The sequence below is a fragment of the Bacteroides togonis genome, assembly GCF_900130135.1.
Lineage (GTDB): Bacteria > Bacteroidota > Bacteroidia > Bacteroidales > Bacteroidaceae > Bacteroides > Bacteroides pullorum.
Genome location: NZ_LT670820.1, coordinates 1608461 through 1628742 on the forward strand (window position 1 = coordinate 1608461; position 20282 = coordinate 1628742).

Here is a 20282-nt window from a genome sequence, read left to right on the forward strand (position 1 = left end):
TATCTTTGCCATGAACCAAAAAATCGCAAGACTCTGGAAGTTCCTCACCGATGACATCTGGCGCATCACGGAGGACGAGGTGAACAAGACCACCTTCTCCGTCTATACCGTCATCAAGACTATCTACCTCTGTGTCAACCGATTTACCAAGGACCGACTGGCCAACAAGGCCGCTGCCCTGACCTATAGCACGCTGTTTGCCCTCATTCCCATCTTGGCCGTGGTCTTCGCCATCGCGCGCGGGTTCGGCTTCGACAACGTGATAGAGCACGAAATCGCCACAGGCTTCGGCGGCCTGAACGAGACGAGCAGCGCCATCCTGAACATCGTCAACGCCTACCTGTCGCAAACGAAGAACGGCATCTTCATCGGCGTGGGTCTCATCATGTTGCTCTGGTCGGTGCTCAACCTGATCAACAACATGGAAATCACCTTCAACCGCATCTGGCAGGTGCAGAAGGCACGAAGCGTCTATCGGCGCATCACGGACTATTTCTCCATGCTGCTCCTGATACCTATCCTATTGGTGCTCTCGGGCGGTCTTTCCATCTTCATGAGCACCATGCTGAAGAACATGGAAGACTTCACACTGCTGGCCCCTCTAGGCAAGTTCCTGGTGCGCCTCATCCCCTATGTACTGACGTGGTGCATGTTCACAGGGCTCTACATCTTCATGCCCAACACGAAGGTGAAGTTCAAGCACGCGCTCATATCGGGCATCCTGGCAGGTACCGCCTATCAGGCCTTTCAGTTCCTCTACATCAGCAGCCAGTTGTGGGTGTCGCGCTACAATGCTATCTATGGTAGTTTCGCCGCCCTGCCGTTGCTCCTCCTCTGGCTTCAGATCTCGTGGACCATCTGCCTCTTTGGCGTCCAGCTGACCTATGCAGGGCAGAACATCAACAGCTTCAGCTTCGACAAGGATACGCGCAACATCAGCCGACGCTACCACGACTTCGTGGCCGTGCTGATGATGTCGCTCATCGCCAAGCGCTTTGCCCGCGGCGAAAAGCCCTATACGGCCGAAGAGATTTCGGAGGAATGTCAGATCCCCATCCGCCTGACCCGACGCATCTTTGAAGAGCTTCAGGACGTGAAGCTGGTGCACGAAGTGGCTACCGACGAGAAGAGCGAATCGCTCTCCTACCAGCCCTCGATGGACATCAACCGCCTGAACGTAGCCGTCCTGCTCGACCGCCTCGACTCGCATGGCTCCGAGGACTTCAAGATAGACAAGGAACACGCCTACAACGACCAGTGGACGACACTGATGAAAACACGTGAAGAATATTACAGGAATGCGGGCGAAGTGTTGCTGAAAGATTTATAATCCCGACACGAGAGGTATGGACATAAAAAAAGGGCTCCGCTGAGCCCAACCTTTGTTAACCTTAAATCTAATACTCCTTAATTCCGCAACACTTTGATTTAACTTTATTTATAAGTTCCTGAGCAACAATAAGTTGCCTAGGATTTTGCCGTGTCAGATTTTTCACTTATCTTAGTGTTGCAATTAGAAAACAAGCGAAAATCGTAACAAGGCGCTGCATAGGTACAAATAAAATTCGAAAAACTCACACCTTTTGGAGGAATTTTTTCAATCATGGAGAAATTTGACTCCATGCTTTCACCCGTTATCGACTCAACACTGGGTCAGAGATGCCGCAGTATCATCGGATATCAGTTCAGCGAGATAGTCCGTTCGCTGATGAGCGTTTATTTCTGTGGCGGCTCATGCGTGGAAGATGTAACGTCACAACTGATGCGCCATCTCTCGTATCATCCTACCCTTCGTACATGCAGCTCTGATACCATCCTCAGAGCCATCAAGGAACTGACACAGGAAAACATCTCCTATACTTCCGACCAAGGCAAGACCTATGATTTCAATACTGCAGACAAACTCAACACATTGCTTATAAACGCTTTGGTTTCTACAGGCGAGTTGAAGGAAATTGAGGAATACGATGTTGACTTTGACCATCAGTTTCTTGAAACGGAGAAGTATGATGCAAAACCGACCTACAAAAAGTTCCTCGGCTACAGGCCTGGCGTATATGTTATCGGTGACAAGATAGTCTATATCGAGAACAGCGATGGCAACACGAATGTGCGTTTTCATCAGGCAGACACCCATAAGAGATTCTTCGCTCTTCTGGAATCCCAGAACATCCGTGTAAATCGCTTCAGGGCAGACTGCGGTTCCTGCTCGAAGGAAATCGTCAGTGAGATAGAGAAGCATTGCAAACTTTTCTACATCCGTGCCAACCGATGCAGTTCGCTCTACAATGACATCTTTGCTCTGAGAGGATGGAAGACGGAGGAGATTAACGGCATCCAGTTCGAACTCAATTCCATTCTCGTTGAGAAATGGGAAGGCAAGTGCTATCGTCTTGTCATCCAGAGACAAAGACGCAACAGCGGCGACCTTGACCTGTGGGAAGGCGAATACACTTACCGTTGTATTCTGACCAACGATTACAAGTCATCGACAAGGGACATTGTTGAATTCTACAATCTGCGTGGCGGCAAGGAACGTATCTTTGACGACATGAACAACGGATTCGGTTGGAGCAGGCTCCCCAAGTCATTCATGGCGGAGAATACTGTCTTTCTTCTGCTTACTGCATTGATACACAATTTCTACAAAACCATCATGAGCAGGCTTGACACCAAGGCTTTTGGGCTCAAGAAAACGAGTCGCATAAAGGCTTTTGTCTTCAGATTCATCTCCGTACCTGCCAAGTGGATCATGACTGCAAGGCAATACGTGCTGAATATCTACACAGAGAACCGCGCTTATGCAAAACCCTTCAAAACAGAATTCGGATAAGAATCCTTTCTTTCCGGTTAGAATATGCGTATTGCCTCAAGTCGCATTGTGGGGTAAGGGGAAGGTATGCACAAATCGGACAAAATTCACGCTCATACTATCATGATGCATAGTGTTCAAGCTCTTTACTGCAATTGAGATTGCCATTGAGATTGCTTGCGGATTTTAGGATATATAGGGGCATGTTCTTCAACTCCCGGACAATCCTCTCTACGGTTGCATCATCCACAGTACCACGCATCTGTCCCACGCAGAGGGCAAGCAGCATCAGCACCGTTACCTGTCCTGTAAAAGCCTTGGTAGAAGCCACACCTATCTCAGGTCCTACATGGATGTATGTCCCGGAATCCGTATTTCTTGGGATAGAGGCACCCACGACGTTGCAGATGCCATACACAAAAGCCCCCTTGCTCCGTGCCAACTGTATGGCGGCAACGGTTCCGAGCGGTCATACTTCCTTTGTAACTCCATACACTTCTCAAAGGAGAAGTCGGATGCCTCAAAAAGAGGCTGGATAAGGTGGGCGCATTCGTTCAGCAGTCCCTTGACGATGTGGATGTTCATCTCGTGGCAGTTTCGGCAAATTGCACTGTTGCAGTTGATATACCGATGACTGTTGATGAAGTCATCCACATAGCGGTCATACCGCTTGCCATTCAAAATCACATCCTGAAGATAGAGTTCTCTCGCTTCTAAGAGTAACTCAAACAATTCTTCTGCTACATCCTGTTCGGTAGCGAAGTGGGTCAGGTGTTGCTTCTCTTCAAAAAAAGAGAAGACTTTTTAATTTGTTTTTGCATACTAAATTACTTATTTATAAGTTTATGACGACTGAAATATAAAAATTACACAACATGGTTCAGTATTAGGTTATAATTCTTGTAAAGTTACATTCCTCCTCCCAACGCATGGTAAAGTTTAATTATACTTTGTATGCGTTCAAAACGAGTTTGTAACTGTTGCACTTCCGCTTCGAGAAGAGACTGTTTGGCGGTCAGCACTTCCAGATAGGTGGTATTGGAATAACGCATCAGCGATTCTGTCTTTCGCACAGCGTCGCATAATGTTTCAACCTGCCGAGCATTGATTTCAATTTGCGATTTTGCCGTCTGCCATGCGGTCAGAGCATCGTTCACTTCCTTTCCTGCGTTCAGTAATGATTGCCGGAACAACAGTTTGGCTTCTTCCTGACGGCTTTTGGCTATCTTCAAGTTGGCGATGTTTACGCCCCGGTTGAATAACGGCTGTGTCAGGGAACCGATGGCATTAAGTAACCATTGTCCGGGATTTACGATTACGCCACCGCCGTTATTAGTCCATCCAAGAATTCCCGAGAGGGTAATATTGGGATAGAAGGCGGCACGGGCCGCATTGGTGGCGTAGAATGCTTGCGCCAGTTCCATTTCAGCCTGACGCACGTCGGGACGGTTGGAAAGCAGTTGCAAAGGGACTCCGATCGAGACAGTATCGGGGAAAGCAGCCTCGGCCAGATCACTTCGTCCAATCGAGTGTGACGGCATGGCAAGTATCGCAGACAGGGCGTTTTCTGTTTCGGAAATACTCTTGCGTATGGATAACAGGGATGCTTCGAGTCGCATCACGTTCGCCTTTGCCTGCAATACGCCAGCCTCGTTTGATTTCCCCACTTTTTTCAACGCTTCAAGAGTGCGTACGGTAGTCCGCCAGTTCTCCAAAGTCCGGTTACTTATTGTCATTTGTGCGTCAAGCATGGCAAGGGTGTAGTAACTGTCTGCAATAGTGGCGACAAGCTGTGTCTGTACGGCCTGCCGGTAGGCACGGCTTCCTTGTAATGCGGCGGCTGCGCCACGCTTTGCCGCCGTAAGTTTGCCGAAGATGTCCAGTTCCCAGCTTGCCGACGCTCCCACATTATATGTCTTTGCCGTTGCTCCGTCATGTTTATTGGCATTACCTTCGGCAGTCAGTCCCAGTGATGGAAGATATGATAGTCTGGCAGTCATCAGGACGGCTTCTGCCGCTTCCACGCGTAACCGTGCCACATTGAGGTCTGCGTTCCGTTCAAGTCCGGTTTCAATCAAGGACTGGAGTTTCGGGTCGGTAAACATTTCCCGCCACGACAGGGACGCGATGGTCATTGTATCAATGTCCGCCGGCATGTCCCGATACAGATTCTCCGTTGAGAGGTCAGGGCGATGATACCGGCTGTATGTGCCACAGCCGGCAAGCATCCATCCCGACAATATGATATATATTACTGTCTTCTTCATTTAATTATGCTTAACACGTTCTTGGATATATTGGAATACAATAAACAATGACGGCACAAGGAACAACAGAGCCAAAGTACCTACAATCATTCCACCGATTACACCTGTGGCAAGCGAACGGCTGCCGTTGGCACCCACTCCGTGCGCCATCATCAGCGGGACAAGACCGAACACCATGGACAACACAGTCATCAATATGGGGCGCAGGCGGACTTTTGCCGCACTGTATGCCGCCTGTGCCAGCGTCATGCCTTCCGACCGCCGTTTACCGGCGTATTCGGTAAGCAGGATCGCTGTCTTGGCAAGCAGGCCTATAATCATGATAAGTCCGGTCTGCATGTAGATGTTGTTCTCCAGACCGAAGAGCCACGCAAACAGGAAACTGCCCATCAGTCCGCAAGGCACCGACAACAGAACCGCGAAGGGTATGAACACGCTCTCATACAAGGCGCACAGAATCAGATAGACCAGAACCATGCAGAGCAGGAATATAAGCGTGGCATTGTTGGTCGTCTTGCTTTCCTCACGCGAAATGCCGCCAAACTCGTATGTGTAATTTGACGGAAGCACTTCACGTGCCGTCTCGCCGATGGCTTCGAGCACCTGCCCCGAACTGTAGCCCTGAGCCGGAGACCCGCTAATCGAGATGGCGTTGAACAGGTTGAAACGGGTGAGGTCTGACGGGCCGTTGGTCTTGGTCAGGCGCACGAACCGGCTCAAAGGCGACATGCCGCCATCGGTGGCACGCACATACATGTGGTGCAGGGATTCCGCATTCACACGATATTCCGCCGGAGCCTGCATGGTCACATGGTAGAGCTTGGAGAACCGGTTGAAGTCGGAAACATATTGTCCGGTATAATAGCCCGACAATGTGGAAAGCACATCTGCGGGCGACACACCCGACTGTTCGCATTTGGCGGCATCGATATCCACCCAGTATTGCGGATAATCCGTGGCAAAGGAGGAATAGACTTCGCCGATTTCGGGTCGCTGCGACAAGGCTTCGACAAACTTGTCTGCCTCTTCCTTGAAGGCGGCGATGTTTCCGCCCGCCTTGTCCTGCAAATAAAGCTCGAAACCGTTTCCCATGCCGTACCCGGCAATCATCGGAGGCGACATGGCGAACACCGTGGCATCGGGAATATCCGAAGTGGCGGCATAAATCTTTCCGATGACATCATTGACCGACTGCCCCTCTCCCTTACGCTGCTCCCAGTCTTTGAGTGTCACGAAATACATCGCCTGCGAGGGACCGGAACCGCTGAAAGAGAAACCGGCGACCGCACCGCTGTATTCAATCTCGCCGATGCTGTCGAGACGGCTGTTGATACGCTCCATCACCTTACTTGTCTGAGCCATGGATGTGCCGGGCTTCGTGTTCATGCTCACCATGACCGTCCCGGTGTCCTCTTCGGGAATAAGTCCCGTCTTTGTGACATTGACCAGCAGCACCAGCAACCCGAAAGAAATGCCTATGATGCTCCACAACAGCCATCGGCGATGGATAATGAACATCACTCCACGTACATAGCGTCGGCTCAGACGGTCGAAGACGGCATTGAACGCTTTACGGAAACGGGCTGCAAAATTGTTCTTGGTGTTGCCCTGCTCATCGATATAGGGTTTCAGCAGCAGCGCGCAAAGTGCCGGTGAGAGTGTGAAGGCATTGACTGCCGAGATTCCCACGGCAACAGCCATCGTGATACCGAACTGCGTGTAGAACGCTCCCGAAGTCCCGCCCATCATGGCAACGGGGAAAAACACTGCCATAAAGATGATGGTAGAGGTCAGGATAGCCGACGAAACGCCTTTCATGGCATCATCAGCCGCGAGAACCGCAGACTGATAGCCCTCGTCGAACTTCGCCTGCACCGCTTCCACCACCACAATGGCATCATCGACCACAGTTCCGATGGCAAGCACAAGCGCGAACAGGGTGAGCAGGTTGACGGAGAAGCCGATCATGGACATCACGGCGAACGTACCGATAATGGAGACGAAAATGGATATCGTAGGAATAAGCGTGGACTTAATATCTTGCAAAAATACATATACCACCACGATAACCAGAAGTATCGCTTCAATAAGTGTCCGGATAACAGAATTGATGGAAGCATACAGGAACTTGTTGGTATCGGTAAGCACCACGAATTCCGTCCCTTCGGGCAAGTCCCGGCTGAGGTCGTCAAGCACTTCGTGAATCTCCTTGATGGTGCTTGAAGCATTGGACCCGGCTTTCTGGTTGATGAGCATCATGGCTGCCGGATGCCCGTTCACTTCGGAGGAATAGTTGTAGTATTCATCGCCCAGTTCCACATCGGCAACCTCCTTCAGCCGAAGCACATTGCCGCCCGGCAGTGACTTGATGACCAACTCACCGAACTCTTCCGCGCCGGACAAGCGTCCGCGGTATTTCATCGTGTATTCATTGGCGGTAGGATGATTGGCACCGAAGGAGCCGGTGGCGGCCTCGATGTTCTGTCGTGCGAGTACGGTGGATATGTCATCGGGGATAAGCCCGTATTGCGCCATCTTGTCGGGACGCAGCCAAAGTCGCATGCTGTAGTTGGAACCGAACATCTGTGCCTTTCCCACGCCGCTGATACGTTTCAGCCTCGGCTCGACATTGATTTTCACGTAATTGTTCAGGAAGGTCTGGTCGAAGCGGTCATCGGGCGAATAGAGCGCGAAAGTCATCAGTTCGGCATTCTGCTGCTTTTCAGTGGTGACACCGGTCTTGGTGGCTTCCGCCGGAAGCTGGCTCAGCGCGCCGTTCACGCGGTTCTGCACGTTTACCGCCGCCATGTCCGCGTTGGTTCCCTGCTTGAAATAGATGTCGATGGAAGCATCGCCCGTATTCGATGCCGTGGAAGTCATATAGGTCATGTCTTCCACGCCGTTGATGGCTTCTTCCAGAGGGGTTATCACTGCCTTCTGCACAGTTTCAGCGTTTGCTCCAGGATAAGTTGCGAATACGTTGATGGTCGGAGGTGCGATGTCGGGGTATTGTTCCACCGGCAAGGAAAACATGGAAATCATGCCCAACAGTACAATCACCACCGAGATAACGCCCGAAAACACCGGGCGGTCTATAAAAAATCGCAGGTTCATTTCGTTTCGTTTTTAGGGGTTATGCTCATGCCTTCTCTCACCAGTCCCACGCCTTCGGCGACAATGGTGTCACCGACCGAAAGACCTTCTTTTACGATAAACCGGTTGCCGTCGTTCAGGCGGTCCACCGTGAGATAGGCGGCTTCCGCCTGTCCGTTTTTCAGACGGTAAGCGATAATCTTGTCCTGCAGTTCCACGGTGGCGGTCATGGGAATGGTTACGGCCTCCGTTTTCGGGTTTTGAAGGATGACATTGCCGATGCTGCCACTCAACAGTTCGCGGTCGGGATTGGGGAACAGGGCTTTGATTTGTACCGTTCCGGTAACAGGATCCACCACGCCGCTTACGGTTTCAATACGTCCTTTCGCCTTGTACAGGCTGCCGTCGTTGAGTTGCAGGCCCACTTCCGGCATCCCGGCTATCATGCTGTCAATCGAGCCATAGCGAGCCAAATATCGCCGTAGCATATTCTCCGAAATGGAGAAATAGGCATACATCTCCGCATTGTCGGACACGACCGTGAAAGGCTGTGCCATATTGGGACCGACAAGCGCACCGATGCGATAGGGCAATGTGCCTACTACTCCGTTGCTCGGGCTTTTGATTTCCGTATAGGAGAGATTGTTGCGTGCATCCGATTCTTGTGCCTTTGCCTGTTCGAGTTCAGCACACGCCACTGCCAGTTGGTTCCGGGCGAGAGAAAGCTCGTAGTCGGATATGACCTTCTCGTCAAACAATGCCTGCTTGCCCCGCAGCTCGATTCTTGCCGTTTCCACTTTTGCCTGTGCCGCGCTGACATTGGCCTGCGCCGTGCGTAATGCCGCCCGATAGGGCACTTGGTCAATTACAGCCAATACTTGACCGGTCTTCACCCGTTCACCCTCTTTCACTTTCAGACGGATAATGCGCCCGGATATTTGCGGCAGGATGTCCACATCCTGCCGTCCGCGTATGGCGGCGGAATAGGACTCGGAGATTTCCACCGGACTTGCCGCGACCTTTATGACCCGATAACTCTGCACCGCATCCTGCTTGCCGTCCGCCTGCCTGCATCCGGTCGGCAGGAACAGCATGAGAGCAAATGCGGCGAAATTCGTGATAATGAATTGCTTGTTCATATTTTCTTCTTGTTTTGTATTAATTCATAATAGGTTTGGTGTGTCACCACTGACGGATGGTATTCCACTCTTTTTCGAGAATGGCATAAACACAGGTATCTTCATATTTTGGGGAGCCGTCAGGATTGTTTACGAATGTCACAAACTCTTTGAAACATCCTTCGCGGCGCATACCAAGACGTTCGCATAAGCGTTTGGAGCGGATATTGTCATCTTCCACAAATCCATAGATACGCCGTGCGCCCGCCTCTCGGAAAAGATAATCCAACAATCCGGCTGCCGCTTCACAAGCGAATCCTTTGCCTTCAAAACGTTTGTTGAAATGCCACCCCACATTATAAGTGTCTTCATTCTCACGCAAAGCGAACACGTCACCGATAATAAAGTCATCTTTTTTCAGACTCACCGCATAGCGCAGCATGTCTTTCGGGGAATACTGCATATATGCCCATGCCGCCTCTCTGGAACAAAGGCGGTCTCCGGCAAAGCAATTCACACGCGGATGGGAAAGATACTCCAACAACCCTTCGGCATCCTTCTGTTTGAAATTTCGAATGATAATTCGTTCGGTTTCGATATATATTTCCTTGTAATCCTTGAAACGGCAGAGCATACTGTCCATTGCCATACGCCGTGCATGGTAATGCTCGATATCTTTATCGTTCCATTCCAGTATTGTTTCACCCAATAGAGAAAATTTTATCATTTGAATATTGATATTGTTTATTTCTTTTCGGAGCTCGTCTATTTTTTTATTGCCAAGTTCTAATGCTTCTATCTCCTGCCATTCATAGAGGCTATTATATGCCATACATCCGATAAGAATGGAGATAAGTATATATCCCAACTGTATTGCCTTATAGAAATTTCCTGACCGCTCCATTATTTTGATGACATTGATTTTTGGAACATGAATAAAAGTTTATCTTTTTCGTTCATGCGGATATTATCAGAATAATCGCCTTTTGTTATTTGATACCCGCATGGCTTGACCATAAAAACGCCTAAGCCCTTAGTGTATGAACTTACTTCTGAGGCGTAGTCTTTACTTGTATTTAATGGAACTTTCCCTTTAATATGACACCACTCATTATTGCAACTGATGTCTTCAATCTCAGACATCATTTTTTGCAAATCTGTAATAGCTTTGGAACTTGCCGCTTGGGGTATCTGCAACTCAAAATAGAGCATCGGTTCGAGAATGTCCACACCTGACTGTTGCAAGGCCAGCCTGAAGACATAAGGGGTCAGCTGTCTGAAATCAGCAGGTGTACTTACCGGGCTATAATACTCGGCTTGAGTAAAAGTTACTTTCAGATCAGTCACTTCCCATCCATGTAAACCAGATTGGCAAGACATACGAATCCCTTCAAAAACGGCATTTTGAAAAGAATGGTTCAGATAACCATAGGAGATGTCACTTTCGATTTGCAACCCTGTCCCTAACGGCAAGGGTTCAAGCGTCAGCCCTATTGTGGCCCAGTAAGGGTTGGGTGGCACTTCGATCTGAATAATCTTATTGACCTTTTTTACAGGTCGTTCTTTGTAGATAGTCTTGATCTCATCAAAATGGACCTTTACGGAAAATCGTTCTTCCAGCAATGTCTGTATGATTTCCTTTTGTGTCAAACCATATAACGAGATTTCCAATTCATCACTATATGAGTTTATGGAAAAGGACAAAGACGGGTCTTCAATCCACAATGTATTCAGAGCGGATATCACCTTGCTTCTCTCTTCGGACCTGTCTGGCCGGACGGAGGATTTGAGAGCGGGATGCTGATGAGATAACCCTTGAATCAAACAAGGTTTAGTACCTAAATAATCTCCGATTCGAAAATCTTCCATATCTTCTACAATCGCGATATCATTGGCCCCCACTTCATCAACATTTATCTCTCTGCCCTGATAAATAGTCTTTAGATTTTTAATCTTGATGAATTTTTCCGAATCGTTGATTCTTACAATGTCTCGAAGTCTCAGACTTCCGTCAATTATTTTTAGAAAACTTCTTTTATGTCCTTTGGGGTCATGCTCTATCTTATAGAGATAAGCTGAAAGTCTGTTTGAGACTGATTCTGGAGGAAGTATAAAAGAAGAGATGGCGTCCAACAACTCATTGATACCGATATTGAACATTGCTGATCCATGTAGTACCGGATAGACTTTGGCTTTTGCCACAAGATCGATTATCGTATTCCAATAATCAGCCGGTGAAATTTCGCTATCCGCCAAATATCGTTCTAATATATTGTCGTCATGGTTGCATACAAATTCTTTGTATTCTTCCTTTATATATGTTTGGGAGCAAATCGGATAAACCAATCCATCGACAACAGTTTGCATAAACAGGACATCTTGAGACAGATTTGTTTTTATATCCAGATACAAACGCTCTAAATTCACACCGTCACGGTCAATTTTATTGATAAATATAATTGTCGGGATTTGCAGTTTTTGTAAAGTATTGAACAGCAACTTTGTTTGCGCTTGTATGCCTTCCTTTGCGGATAAGATGAGGACTGCTCCATCAAGCATTTTGAATGTCCGCTCCACTTCCGCAATAAAATCCATGTGTCCCGGAGTGTCAATGATATTGCATTTCACTCCATTCCAGATAATAGATGTCGTAGAAGCCCGAACAGTAATTCCTCTACGTTTCTCTATATCCATAGAGTCTGTTATGGTGTCACCATTATCCACACGGCCGCACTTTTCCGTTGCTCCACTGGCAAACAGCAGATTCTCGGTTACGGAAGTTTTTCCTGCATCAATGTGAGCAAGAATTCCTAAATTTATAATATTCATTTGGATTAAGCAATAATATACTACAATAGATGCATTGTCGAAACGCACCTTTTAATACCTCCTCGTAGCATGTAGAAAACTACAGGATTCTTAACTCGTATTAATATGTATATTATTACTGCCGCATAATTGAACGCAAATTTACGAAAAAAAAGTTCCCTGACAAAAGCACAAAGAACTTTTTTAATCTACCTTAATTCCGCAACACTATAGTTTAACATTATTTATAAGTGCCTGAGCAACAAAAAGTTGCCCAGGATTTTGCCATGTCAGAATTTTCACTTACCTTAGTGTTGCGAAAAGAAGACAAGCAAAACTCTAATATGACATGGCAAAGATACAAATAAAATCTGAGAAACTCACTCCTTTTGGAGGAATTTTTTCTATTATGGAGCAATTTGATGCTCTTTTAGCTCAAACCATAGATTCCACCTTGGGATTGAGATGCACTATGTTTGGTTATCAATATAGCGAAATTCTACGCTCTCTGATGTGCGTATATCTTTGTGGCGGCTCATGTATTGAGGATGTTACAACTCACTTGATGAAACATTTGTCTCTTCATCCAACTCTTCGCACTTGCAGCGCAGACACCATATTGCGTGCTATCGAAGAACTGACTTGTAAGAACATCACCTATAAATCTGCTTCTGGCAACTCCTATGATTTCAATACTGCAGACAAGATGAACTGCTTATTGATCAAAGCCCTGCTTGCTACTGGTCAATTGAAATCCGGTCAAGAGTATGATTTTGACTTTGACCATCAGTTCATTGAAACAGAGAAGCATGATGCAAAACCAACCTACAAGAAGTTCCTGGGCTATAGTCCAGGTGTGGCAGTCATTAACGACATGATTGTCGGTATTGAAAATAGAGACGGCAACACAAACGTGCGCTTCAACCAAAGAGAGACTTTGGAAAGAATCTTCAAGCGACTGGAGGCATCAGAAGTATATATATCCCGTGCCCGCATGGATTGCGGCTCATGCTCGGAGGAAATCGTAGATATGGTAGAGGCTCATTGCAGGCATTTTTATATTCGTGCCAACAGATGCTCTTCCTTCTACGATTCCATGTTTGCCTTGACTGGATGGAAAACTGTTGAAATCAACGGTATTGAATTTGAGCTGAATTCCATCCTTGTTGAGAAATGGAAAGGAAAACCGTATCGTCTTGTCATACAGAGACAAAGGCGAATAGATGGAGACCTTGACATTTGGGAAGGCGAATATACCTACAGATGTATACTGACTAACGATTACAAGTCGAGTGCAAGAGACATCGTGGAATTCTACAATCTTCGTGGTGGCAAGGAACGCATCTTCGATGACATGAACAATGGCTTTGGCTGGAATCGATTGCCAAAATCGTTCATGGCACAGAATACTGTATTCCTGCTTATGACAGCTCTCATCAGAAACTTCTACAAAGCTATTATGCAGAGATTGAAAACCCATGAATTTGGATTGCGTGCCACCAGCAGAATCAAGACCTTTGTTTTCAAGTTCATCTCTGTTCCTGCGAAATGGATTAAGACATCACGTAGGCATGTATTGAATATTTACTCAGACAACAATGCTTATGCCAACCTGTTCAAGACAGACTTTGGTTAAAGACCATGCTTTTCTGGTTAAACCAGCGTATTACCTCAAGTCGCTTTATGGGGTAAGGGGATTTTGTGTCTGCGACATTTCTGTTGTGCAAGAAATATGTACAATAAAATGAATTTTGTCGCTTTGCAAGCAAAATCCCACTAAACCCTATAGGTTGCGGATTTGAGGATACTATGAAAAACACACTGCAAAGGTACGCATTTTTCAGCAACTTGCAAATAATCCAACTAAAAAAGCATGTTTAATAACATGTTTTAGCAAATCTGCGGACTTATTAAACAAAAAAGGGCGTCGCAGGGGTACATTCCACCAGCAGACGTCCTCACACAGTGCTTCATGAAGGCGTGACACAGTGCTTCCTCACCTCCTCACAAAGCACTGCATGAGACCCTCAGGAAGCACTTCCTGAAAGGCTGACGCAGTGCTTCGTCAGAAAGGGTGCAAGTATAGCCTCACACACCACGATTCTTAATAGTGATTATACGATACGACTTTCTCCAGATCCTTGCGCGACTTCTTGCGCTTGGGCTTGGCTGCATAGCCTACGACCACATCGAGCAACAGGCGCTTGCCCGCAGGAATGCCCACCAGCTGCTTCATCTCCTTCTCGTCGAACCAACCCACGATGCACGAGCCAAGGCCTTCGCTCTCGGCGGCAAGCGTGATGTGGGCAGCGGCGATGCCAATGTCTATCAGGGGAAAATACTTGTCCTTGATCTTCGCGCCAAGGAAGGAAGTGAAGTTCATCGACTCCTCGACAATGAGGATATGAACAGGCGCCTCCTTGGCAAACTGGTTCATGCCCAACCCTGCGGCAGCCTTCCCCACCCTTCGCGCGAGTTCGGGGTCGTCCACCACCACAAACTTCCACGGCTGGGCGTTGCAGGCCGAAGGAGCCAAGCAGGCCGCCCGGAGGATGCGCTCCAACTTTTCGCGCTCCACAGGCCGGTGCTCGTAAGCGCGATCACTCTGGCGGCTGGCCGCCAATTGCAGAAAATCCATTGCTATCTCTCCATCTATAAGTTTATGACAATATGTTGAAGACTTAAGAAGGCTGTTTCAAATACGGGCCTCACTTCAGCAATCCGTCCAGATAGGTATAGAATTCAGGATCCTCACCTACAACTACTTTCAGGATAATACCTTCGGGACTGATGACTATCTTCGTCGGATAGCCGCGGACAGCATACAGGACAGAAACATCGGGATCGCCCTCGTTGCGGACATGCAACCAAGGCATGTCATGCTCTTCTACCGCCTTGCGCCATTTCTCCTCTGTATCACGACAGTCGATGCCCACAAACTCGACCTTGGCCTTGTGCTTGGCATAGGCCTTCTTCATATCGGGCACACCCTTGATACACCAGCCACACCAACTGCCCCAAAAATCAAGTACTACATACTTGCCTCGAAGCGACGAAAGAGTAAAGTCATTACCCTTGAGATCCTTCAGCGTAAAATCGGGAGCCGCATTGCCTTCTTTCACCCGTTCGGCAGCAGCACGACGGGCCATTTCCTTGTCATACCCATCCTTTACCTGACGATACAACGGTGCCATCACACCCGTACGTACAGGCTCGGCCACCACATCAAGCATCTCGCCAATCTTCTCAACAGACAAGTCGCGTGACAGAGCATAGACGGCCACAGCCTGGTCGGCATGGCTGCGGATGAAGTCACAACGCAGGTCCTGCATACGGTTCAGAAATTCTCGTGAAGGGGCATAAGCCCGTCGGATGCTGTCGGCAGGAATGCCATCAACCTCCATCTGCATACATACTTTGCTAAGCGAATCGAGCTTCGTGATGCAAGGGCGGAGCTGTTCATTCAGTTCATTGCAGGCTTCGTAAAAAGCATCACCACTCAGACGATAATCATCCAGCGTACCGCTTACCGTAACAGGACGGCCGGGCAAAAGTACCAGTCCCAAAGCTTTCATACTAACAGCACCATTACCCGAGGGCTTGGCATAGATATAGACTTGCTTCAGCACGCTGTCGCCCACATTAAAGGCAAACTGCCCATTCAGCATAGGCACTGTGTCTAGCCGTGCCTCGCCACCGTCTACCGACCGATGGTTGACCAACAACGTATCACTCTCAATGCCATTCAGCGTACCGCTGATTTCCATTTTAGCCGCAGGGCTGCAGGCTGTCAACAGACTTGCTCCTAAGAGCATCCAGCACAGATTCTTCATTTTTTATATGATATGATTTATGACTGATACTGAATCATACGGCTGATGTACTTGCCGATGATGTCAAACTCCAAGTTCACTACCGAGCCCACCTGAATGGCGTGGAAGTTGGTATGCTCAAAGGTATAGGGAATGATGGCTACCTGGAAGGTATCGTCCGTGGGATTGCACACCGTCAGGCTGACTCCGTTGACTGTAACCGAACCCTTGTCCACAGTGATGTAGCCGCGTCGGGCCATTTCCTTGTCGAACGCATAGCGGAAGGTGAAATAATAGCTGCCTTCGGCATCCTTCACGTCGATGCAAGTAGCCGTCTGATCGACATGCCCCTGCACGATGTGTCCGTCCAGACGTCCGTTCATCATCATGCTGCGCTCCACATTCACCTCATCGCCCACCTTCAGCAAGCCCAGGTTGGAGCGGTCGAGCGTCTCCTTCATGGCAGTGACGGTATAAGTATCGTCGGTCAGTGCCACGACGGTCAGGCAGACGCCGTTGTGGGCCACACTTTGGTCAATCTTCAGTTCGCCCACGAAGGAGCAACGGAAAGTAAAATGCACATTCTCCTGTTCTTTTACCACGTTTACCAGCGTGGCACACTCTTCTACAATTCCAGAAAACATAAATCTCTTTCTTTTTAAGGGTTACGACATGGCATCTTTTGACAGAAAGAGGAACCAACAACCGCCCTCTCCGCAGATGCTTCTGCAAAAATAATGAAAGGTGAGCGCAGTACCAAACTAAAAGCCTGCTTTTAAGTGAAGACGCTGTCGAAGTGCATCCTATTTTATCTAAAAACAAAGAGAATTTACAAGAAAAAGGTAAGACTTGGAAGCATAATCTAATCCAGAAGGCTTATCTTTGCCCCTGCTAAATAAAAAACGACATGAAACAAAAAGAAATTCCCATACTGCTGCTCACGGGATACCTGGGCAGTGGCAAAACCACCTTGGTGAACCGCATCCTGGCCAACAAGCGGGGCATCCGCTTCGCTGTCATCGTGAACGACATCGGCGAGGTGAACATCGATGCCGACCTCATCCAGAAAGGCGGCGTAGTGGCCCAGAAAGACGACAGCCTCGTAGCCCTGCAAAACGGCTGCATCTGTTGCACACTGAAGGCCGACCTCATCGAACAAGTCTATGAACTGATGTGTACCGAACGCTTCGACTATATCGTCATCGAAGCCAGCGGTATCTGCGAGCCCGAACCCATCGCACAGACACTCTGTTCCATCCCCCGCCTGGGCGATGCCTATACCCGCCACGGCATTTGCCGCCTGGATTGCCTGGTCAGCGTAGTCGACGCCCTGCGCCTGCAAAGCGAATTTGCCTGCGGCGACAGCCTGACACGCAAGAGACTGGACGAGGAAGACATCGAAAACCTCATCATCCAGCAGATAGAGTTCTGCAACATCATCCTGTTAAACAAAGCAGCCGAAGTGAAGCCCGAAGAGTTGGGACGCATCAAGAAAATCATCCGCACCCTGCAACCTTCAGCCGAAATCATCGAATGCAACTATGCTGACGTGCCATTGGAGAAGCTGCTCGACACACATCTGTTCGACTTCGAACGTGCCGCCACCTCAGCCGGCTGGATCCGCGAAATAGAACGTGCCGCCACGGAGGAAGAGGAGCGCGAAGCACATGCCCACGGCAGCCATCACCACGAGCATGAAGAAGAGCACCACCACGAGGAACACGAGCACGAAGAAGAAGGACATCATCACCACCATCACCACCACGACCACGAAGGCGGAGAGGTGGAAGAATACGGCATCGGCACGTTTGTATACTACCGCCGACCGGCCTTCGACATCCACAAGCTCGACCACTTCATCTCCACCCGCTGGCCCAAGAACATCATCCGCGCCAAAGGCGTGTGCTACTTCAGCCACAACCGCGACATGTCCTACCTCTTCGAGCAGGCTGGCGTACAGAAGCAGCTCACCGAGGCAGGACAGTGGTATGCCACCGCGCCCGAAGAAGACCTCATCGAGCTGATGAAACAAGAGCCTGGCTTGCTTCGCGACTGGGACGAAAAGTACGGCGACCGCATGCAAAAGATTGTCTTCATCGGCCAACACCTTGACAAGGAACAGTTGGCACATGATTTGGATGAGTGTTTGGAGTAAACAACTACAACGGTTGTATGGAAAATAAAGATGCCCTCAACTGCCGGGTAAAGCAGGTTGAGGGCATCTTTCTTGTTAGGAAGGGGTTTATGGTTGGTTAGCAGGCGGATTACAGATATAGTCTGATATGATGGCAGGACTGCCCGAAGCGGTCAAGTCCCATATCTTGGCTGCCTCCCAAACAGACTTGTCGTCTGCTATAAGATTGGGCACATTGGTTATTAATGTTGTGTAGTCTGTATTGCCGGCTTCTACACAATGCTCTGGGGCGGTGTATAAAGTGTATTTGCCAACTAAACTGATGTCTTTTACGTTGTCAGGTAAGATGGCGTAGCATGAAATAATGTGTCCACTGTTATAGCCCGCTATGCTTCCCACGCCCGATTCGCTGCCTTGGGTAGTGCCCATGAGTGACACATGTGTGGAGTAGCATCCATACACTGAGGCTGCTCCGTTGTAGTTATATCCTACTATGCCTCCCATCGCCTCTGATGTCAGATCCTGCCTGCCAATGGTAGAGTAGGCTGCATAGCTGGCCACTACGTCGCCACGCGTGTTATAGCCTACTACACCTCCCAGGCGAGTACTTGCTTCTGATGAATTGTGGGTTACTGTTACTCTGTTGGCTATGCATTGAGCTACGATGCCGAAGCTATTTTCGCCGGCTATGCCTCCAGCCATAGTGCCCGAGATGGTGGCACCATCTACAGCACACTTCAGCAGTCGACCGCTGGTGCTGACGCCGCCTTCTTGGGAAGAGGTTCCTATGATGCCTCCGGCACGAGTGCTTGATCCTGTTGTTGTTATGTGGCTGTTGCCCGATACACTGCAATATTCTGTTTTTCCATAGCTGGCACCTGCGATGCCTCCGGCGGCATGAGTGGCACTGACCTCAACATCAAGTGCATTGCATCCGTTCACCTGCACACTGTTGTTTCCCACGATGGCTCCGGCATAGTGTCCCGCCACTTGGGAGCTACGCACGTTGCAGCTTTCTATCTTACCCATGCTGGATCCGGCTATCACTCCTGCATAGGCAGCTCCGCTGGTGGCAGTTACTTGGGCGTTAGCAAACTTCACATTATGCACCTTGGCTTTTTCAGCCAGTCCACCGAAGAAGCCCACATTGCTTGCGTTGCTTTCTACCACGAGGTTGTAGATAAATTTTCCATTGCCGTCGAAGTCTCCGGCGTAGCCTGTGCCGGTGTTCATGTCGCGACCTACAGGTGTCCAGTCCACGCCTGTCAGGTCTATGTCTTTTTCCAATATGACGTCCTTGTTAAGTACATTTGCATTCGCAATGATTTCTTGTGCCCAAGCCTGCAAGCCTTTAGCGTTGTAGATGTGGTATATACCGTCTATCATTTCATATCCTTGTGTCGGTTCGAACTTGCCGGGGATTATGGGTCCTAAGTTTAGAATATGGCTCGCTTTCAAAGTGGCATTTGTTGTGCTCTGTTTCTTCCATACGTTCCCTTTATCATCATATAGGCTGAGGATCAGTCCTTTGTTTAGTGTGGCTGGTGCGGTTACGAAATAGTAGGTTTTTCCTGCAATTAAGTTTCCTTTTAAGGCAATTTCTATTCCAGCCCATTCGGGGTCAACATTCGCTATCGGATTCTCTTGTGAAGCATCGATAGTCAGTGTCCCTGCCAACGCCTCACCGTTGTTTCCGCACAGTGTTGCCTTGGTTATGGTAGTGGTGATACTTCCGTCAAGCGTAAATTTCACCAAAGCACATACATTTTTGAAATAGAGGTTGTTCGTGGCGTCGGCCGTGGCTACGGACGGATTCAGGCCTTGTGCGAAGCTGCCTGCTCGTGCCATCTGTTCGGCTGGCAGAGTGGTGGTGATGGTGGTGCCTTTTATTTGTGCATTCGCATCATACGGGTAGAGAGCATAATAGGTACCCTCGACAGGAGCTGCCTTGCCGGTAAAGGTGACGCTCGGACCACTTTCGGTAGTATAGAAGCGATTGTTGTCGCCTATGGGATCGAACAGAGAGATGGCGTCGTTCGCTTCCCAATATACGGCATTTCCGGTAGTGAGTTCGGTGCGTGTGGAGGCGTCGGTGTTGGCGTAGAACTCCATTGGCACTTTGCCTGAGGGTTGTGTGTTGTCTGCCAGTTCGTCCTCGGAGCAGGCGGATACCATGGCGGTCAAGACCGCCAGATAGAGTATAGCTTTGATTTGTTTCATGACTGATAAGTTGATTGG

The 20282-nt window shown here is 48.8% G+C and carries 13 protein-coding genes and 3 pseudogenes; 4 read left to right on the top strand and 12 right to left on the bottom strand.

The features are described 5' to 3' along the window. The first annotated feature begins 10 nt into the window (after window positions 1-10). Together BQ8005_RS07045 and BQ8005_RS07050 are read left to right on the top strand one after the other, a co-directional pair. Window positions 11-1330 (top strand): YihY/virulence factor BrkB family protein, encoded by a 1320-nt coding sequence (locus BQ8005_RS07045; RefSeq protein ID WP_075319015.1) that lies wholly within the window; start codon window positions 11-13, stop codon window positions 1328-1330. 228 nt (window positions 1331-1558) lie between these two features. Further along, window positions 1559-2833: an IS1380-like element IS612 family transposase gene (locus BQ8005_RS07050; protein WP_115474383.1), complete on the top strand. Its 1275-nt coding sequence runs from the start codon at window positions 1559-1561 to the stop codon at window positions 2831-2833. 100 nt (window positions 2834-2933) lie between these two features. Here the strand turns inward: BQ8005_RS07050 and BQ8005_RS07055 are convergent. The 8 genes and pseudogenes from BQ8005_RS07055 to tet(Q) form a co-directional block, all read right to left on the bottom strand. Beyond that, window positions 2934-3272: pseudogene (locus BQ8005_RS07055) on the bottom strand (SIS domain-containing protein); the annotation flags it as partial. Continuing rightward, window positions 3269-3583: pseudogene (locus tag BQ8005_RS17645) on the bottom strand (hypothetical protein); the annotation flags it as partial. The pseudogenes BQ8005_RS17645 and BQ8005_RS07055, both read right to left, overlap by 4 nt. 137 nt (window positions 3584-3720) lie before the next feature. Further along, entirely contained in the window at window positions 3721-5079 is a 1359-nt protein-coding gene (locus BQ8005_RS07065; RefSeq protein WP_075317555.1) for an efflux transporter outer membrane subunit, read from the bottom strand. Continuing rightward, window positions 5080-8193 (bottom strand): efflux RND transporter permease subunit, encoded by a 3114-nt coding sequence (locus tag BQ8005_RS07070; protein WP_005816215.1) that lies wholly within the window; start codon window positions 8191-8193, stop codon window positions 5080-5082. It abuts the gene before it with no gap. Continuing rightward, entirely contained in the window at window positions 8190-9311 is a 1122-nt protein-coding gene (locus tag BQ8005_RS07075; RefSeq protein ID WP_005816213.1) for an efflux RND transporter periplasmic adaptor subunit, read from the bottom strand. The genes BQ8005_RS07070 and BQ8005_RS07075 overlap by 4 nt, the downstream gene beginning before the upstream one ends. 43 nt (window positions 9312-9354) lie before the next feature. Then, window positions 9355-9894, bottom strand: coding sequence for a GNAT family N-acetyltransferase (locus tag BQ8005_RS17910; RefSeq protein WP_032939761.1), 540 nt, complete (start codon window positions 9892-9894; stop codon window positions 9355-9357). 12 nt (window positions 9895-9906) lie between these two features. Beyond that, window positions 9907-10194 (bottom strand): annotated as a pseudogene (locus BQ8005_RS17915) (hypothetical protein); the annotation flags it as partial. After that, on the bottom strand, window positions 10194-12119 hold the full coding sequence (gene tet(Q), locus BQ8005_RS07085) for a tetracycline resistance ribosomal protection protein Tet(Q) (RefSeq protein WP_002560998.1): 1926 nt from the start codon (window positions 12117-12119) through the stop codon (window positions 10194-10196). The pseudogene BQ8005_RS17915 and the gene tet(Q), both read right to left, overlap by 1 nt. Window positions 12120-12447: 328 nt before the next feature. Between tet(Q) and BQ8005_RS07090 the strand changes: the two genes are divergently transcribed. Beyond that, window positions 12448-13734 carry an IS1380-like element IS942 family transposase gene (locus BQ8005_RS07090; RefSeq protein ID WP_055235773.1) on the top strand — a complete coding sequence of 429 codons (1287 nt, stop codon included), beginning with the start codon at window positions 12448-12450 and terminating at the stop codon, window positions 13732-13734. A gap of 468 nt (window positions 13735-14202) precedes the next feature. Here the strand turns inward: BQ8005_RS07090 and BQ8005_RS07095 are convergent, their stop codons facing one another. The 3 genes from BQ8005_RS07095 to BQ8005_RS07105 form a co-directional block, all read right to left on the bottom strand. Further along, on the bottom strand, window positions 14203-14736 hold the full coding sequence (locus BQ8005_RS07095; RefSeq protein WP_075317556.1) for a nitroreductase family protein: 534 nt from the start codon (window positions 14734-14736) through the stop codon (window positions 14203-14205). Between the two features lie 70 nt (window positions 14737-14806). Beyond that, a complete protein-coding gene (locus tag BQ8005_RS07100; protein WP_075317557.1) occupies window positions 14807-15931 on the bottom strand; it encodes a TlpA disulfide reductase family protein in 1125 nt (374 codons plus the stop codon). Between the two features lie 17 nt (window positions 15932-15948). After that, entirely contained in the window at window positions 15949-16554 is a 606-nt protein-coding gene (locus BQ8005_RS07105) for a riboflavin synthase (protein ID WP_075317558.1), read from the bottom strand. 263 nt (window positions 16555-16817) lie between these two features. On the opposite strand from BQ8005_RS07105, the gene BQ8005_RS07110 reads away from it, so the two are divergent. Further along, a complete protein-coding gene (locus BQ8005_RS07110; RefSeq protein WP_075317559.1) occupies window positions 16818-18065 on the top strand; it encodes a GTP-binding protein in 1248 nt (415 codons plus the stop codon). Between the two features lie 87 nt (window positions 18066-18152). Here the strand turns inward: BQ8005_RS07110 and BQ8005_RS07115 are convergent, their stop codons facing one another. Further along, window positions 18153-20264, bottom strand: a complete 2112-nt coding sequence (locus tag BQ8005_RS07115) for a fimbrillin family protein (protein WP_075317560.1) — start codon at window positions 20262-20264, stop codon at window positions 18153-18155. Between the last annotated feature and the right edge of the window lie 18 nt (window positions 20265-20282).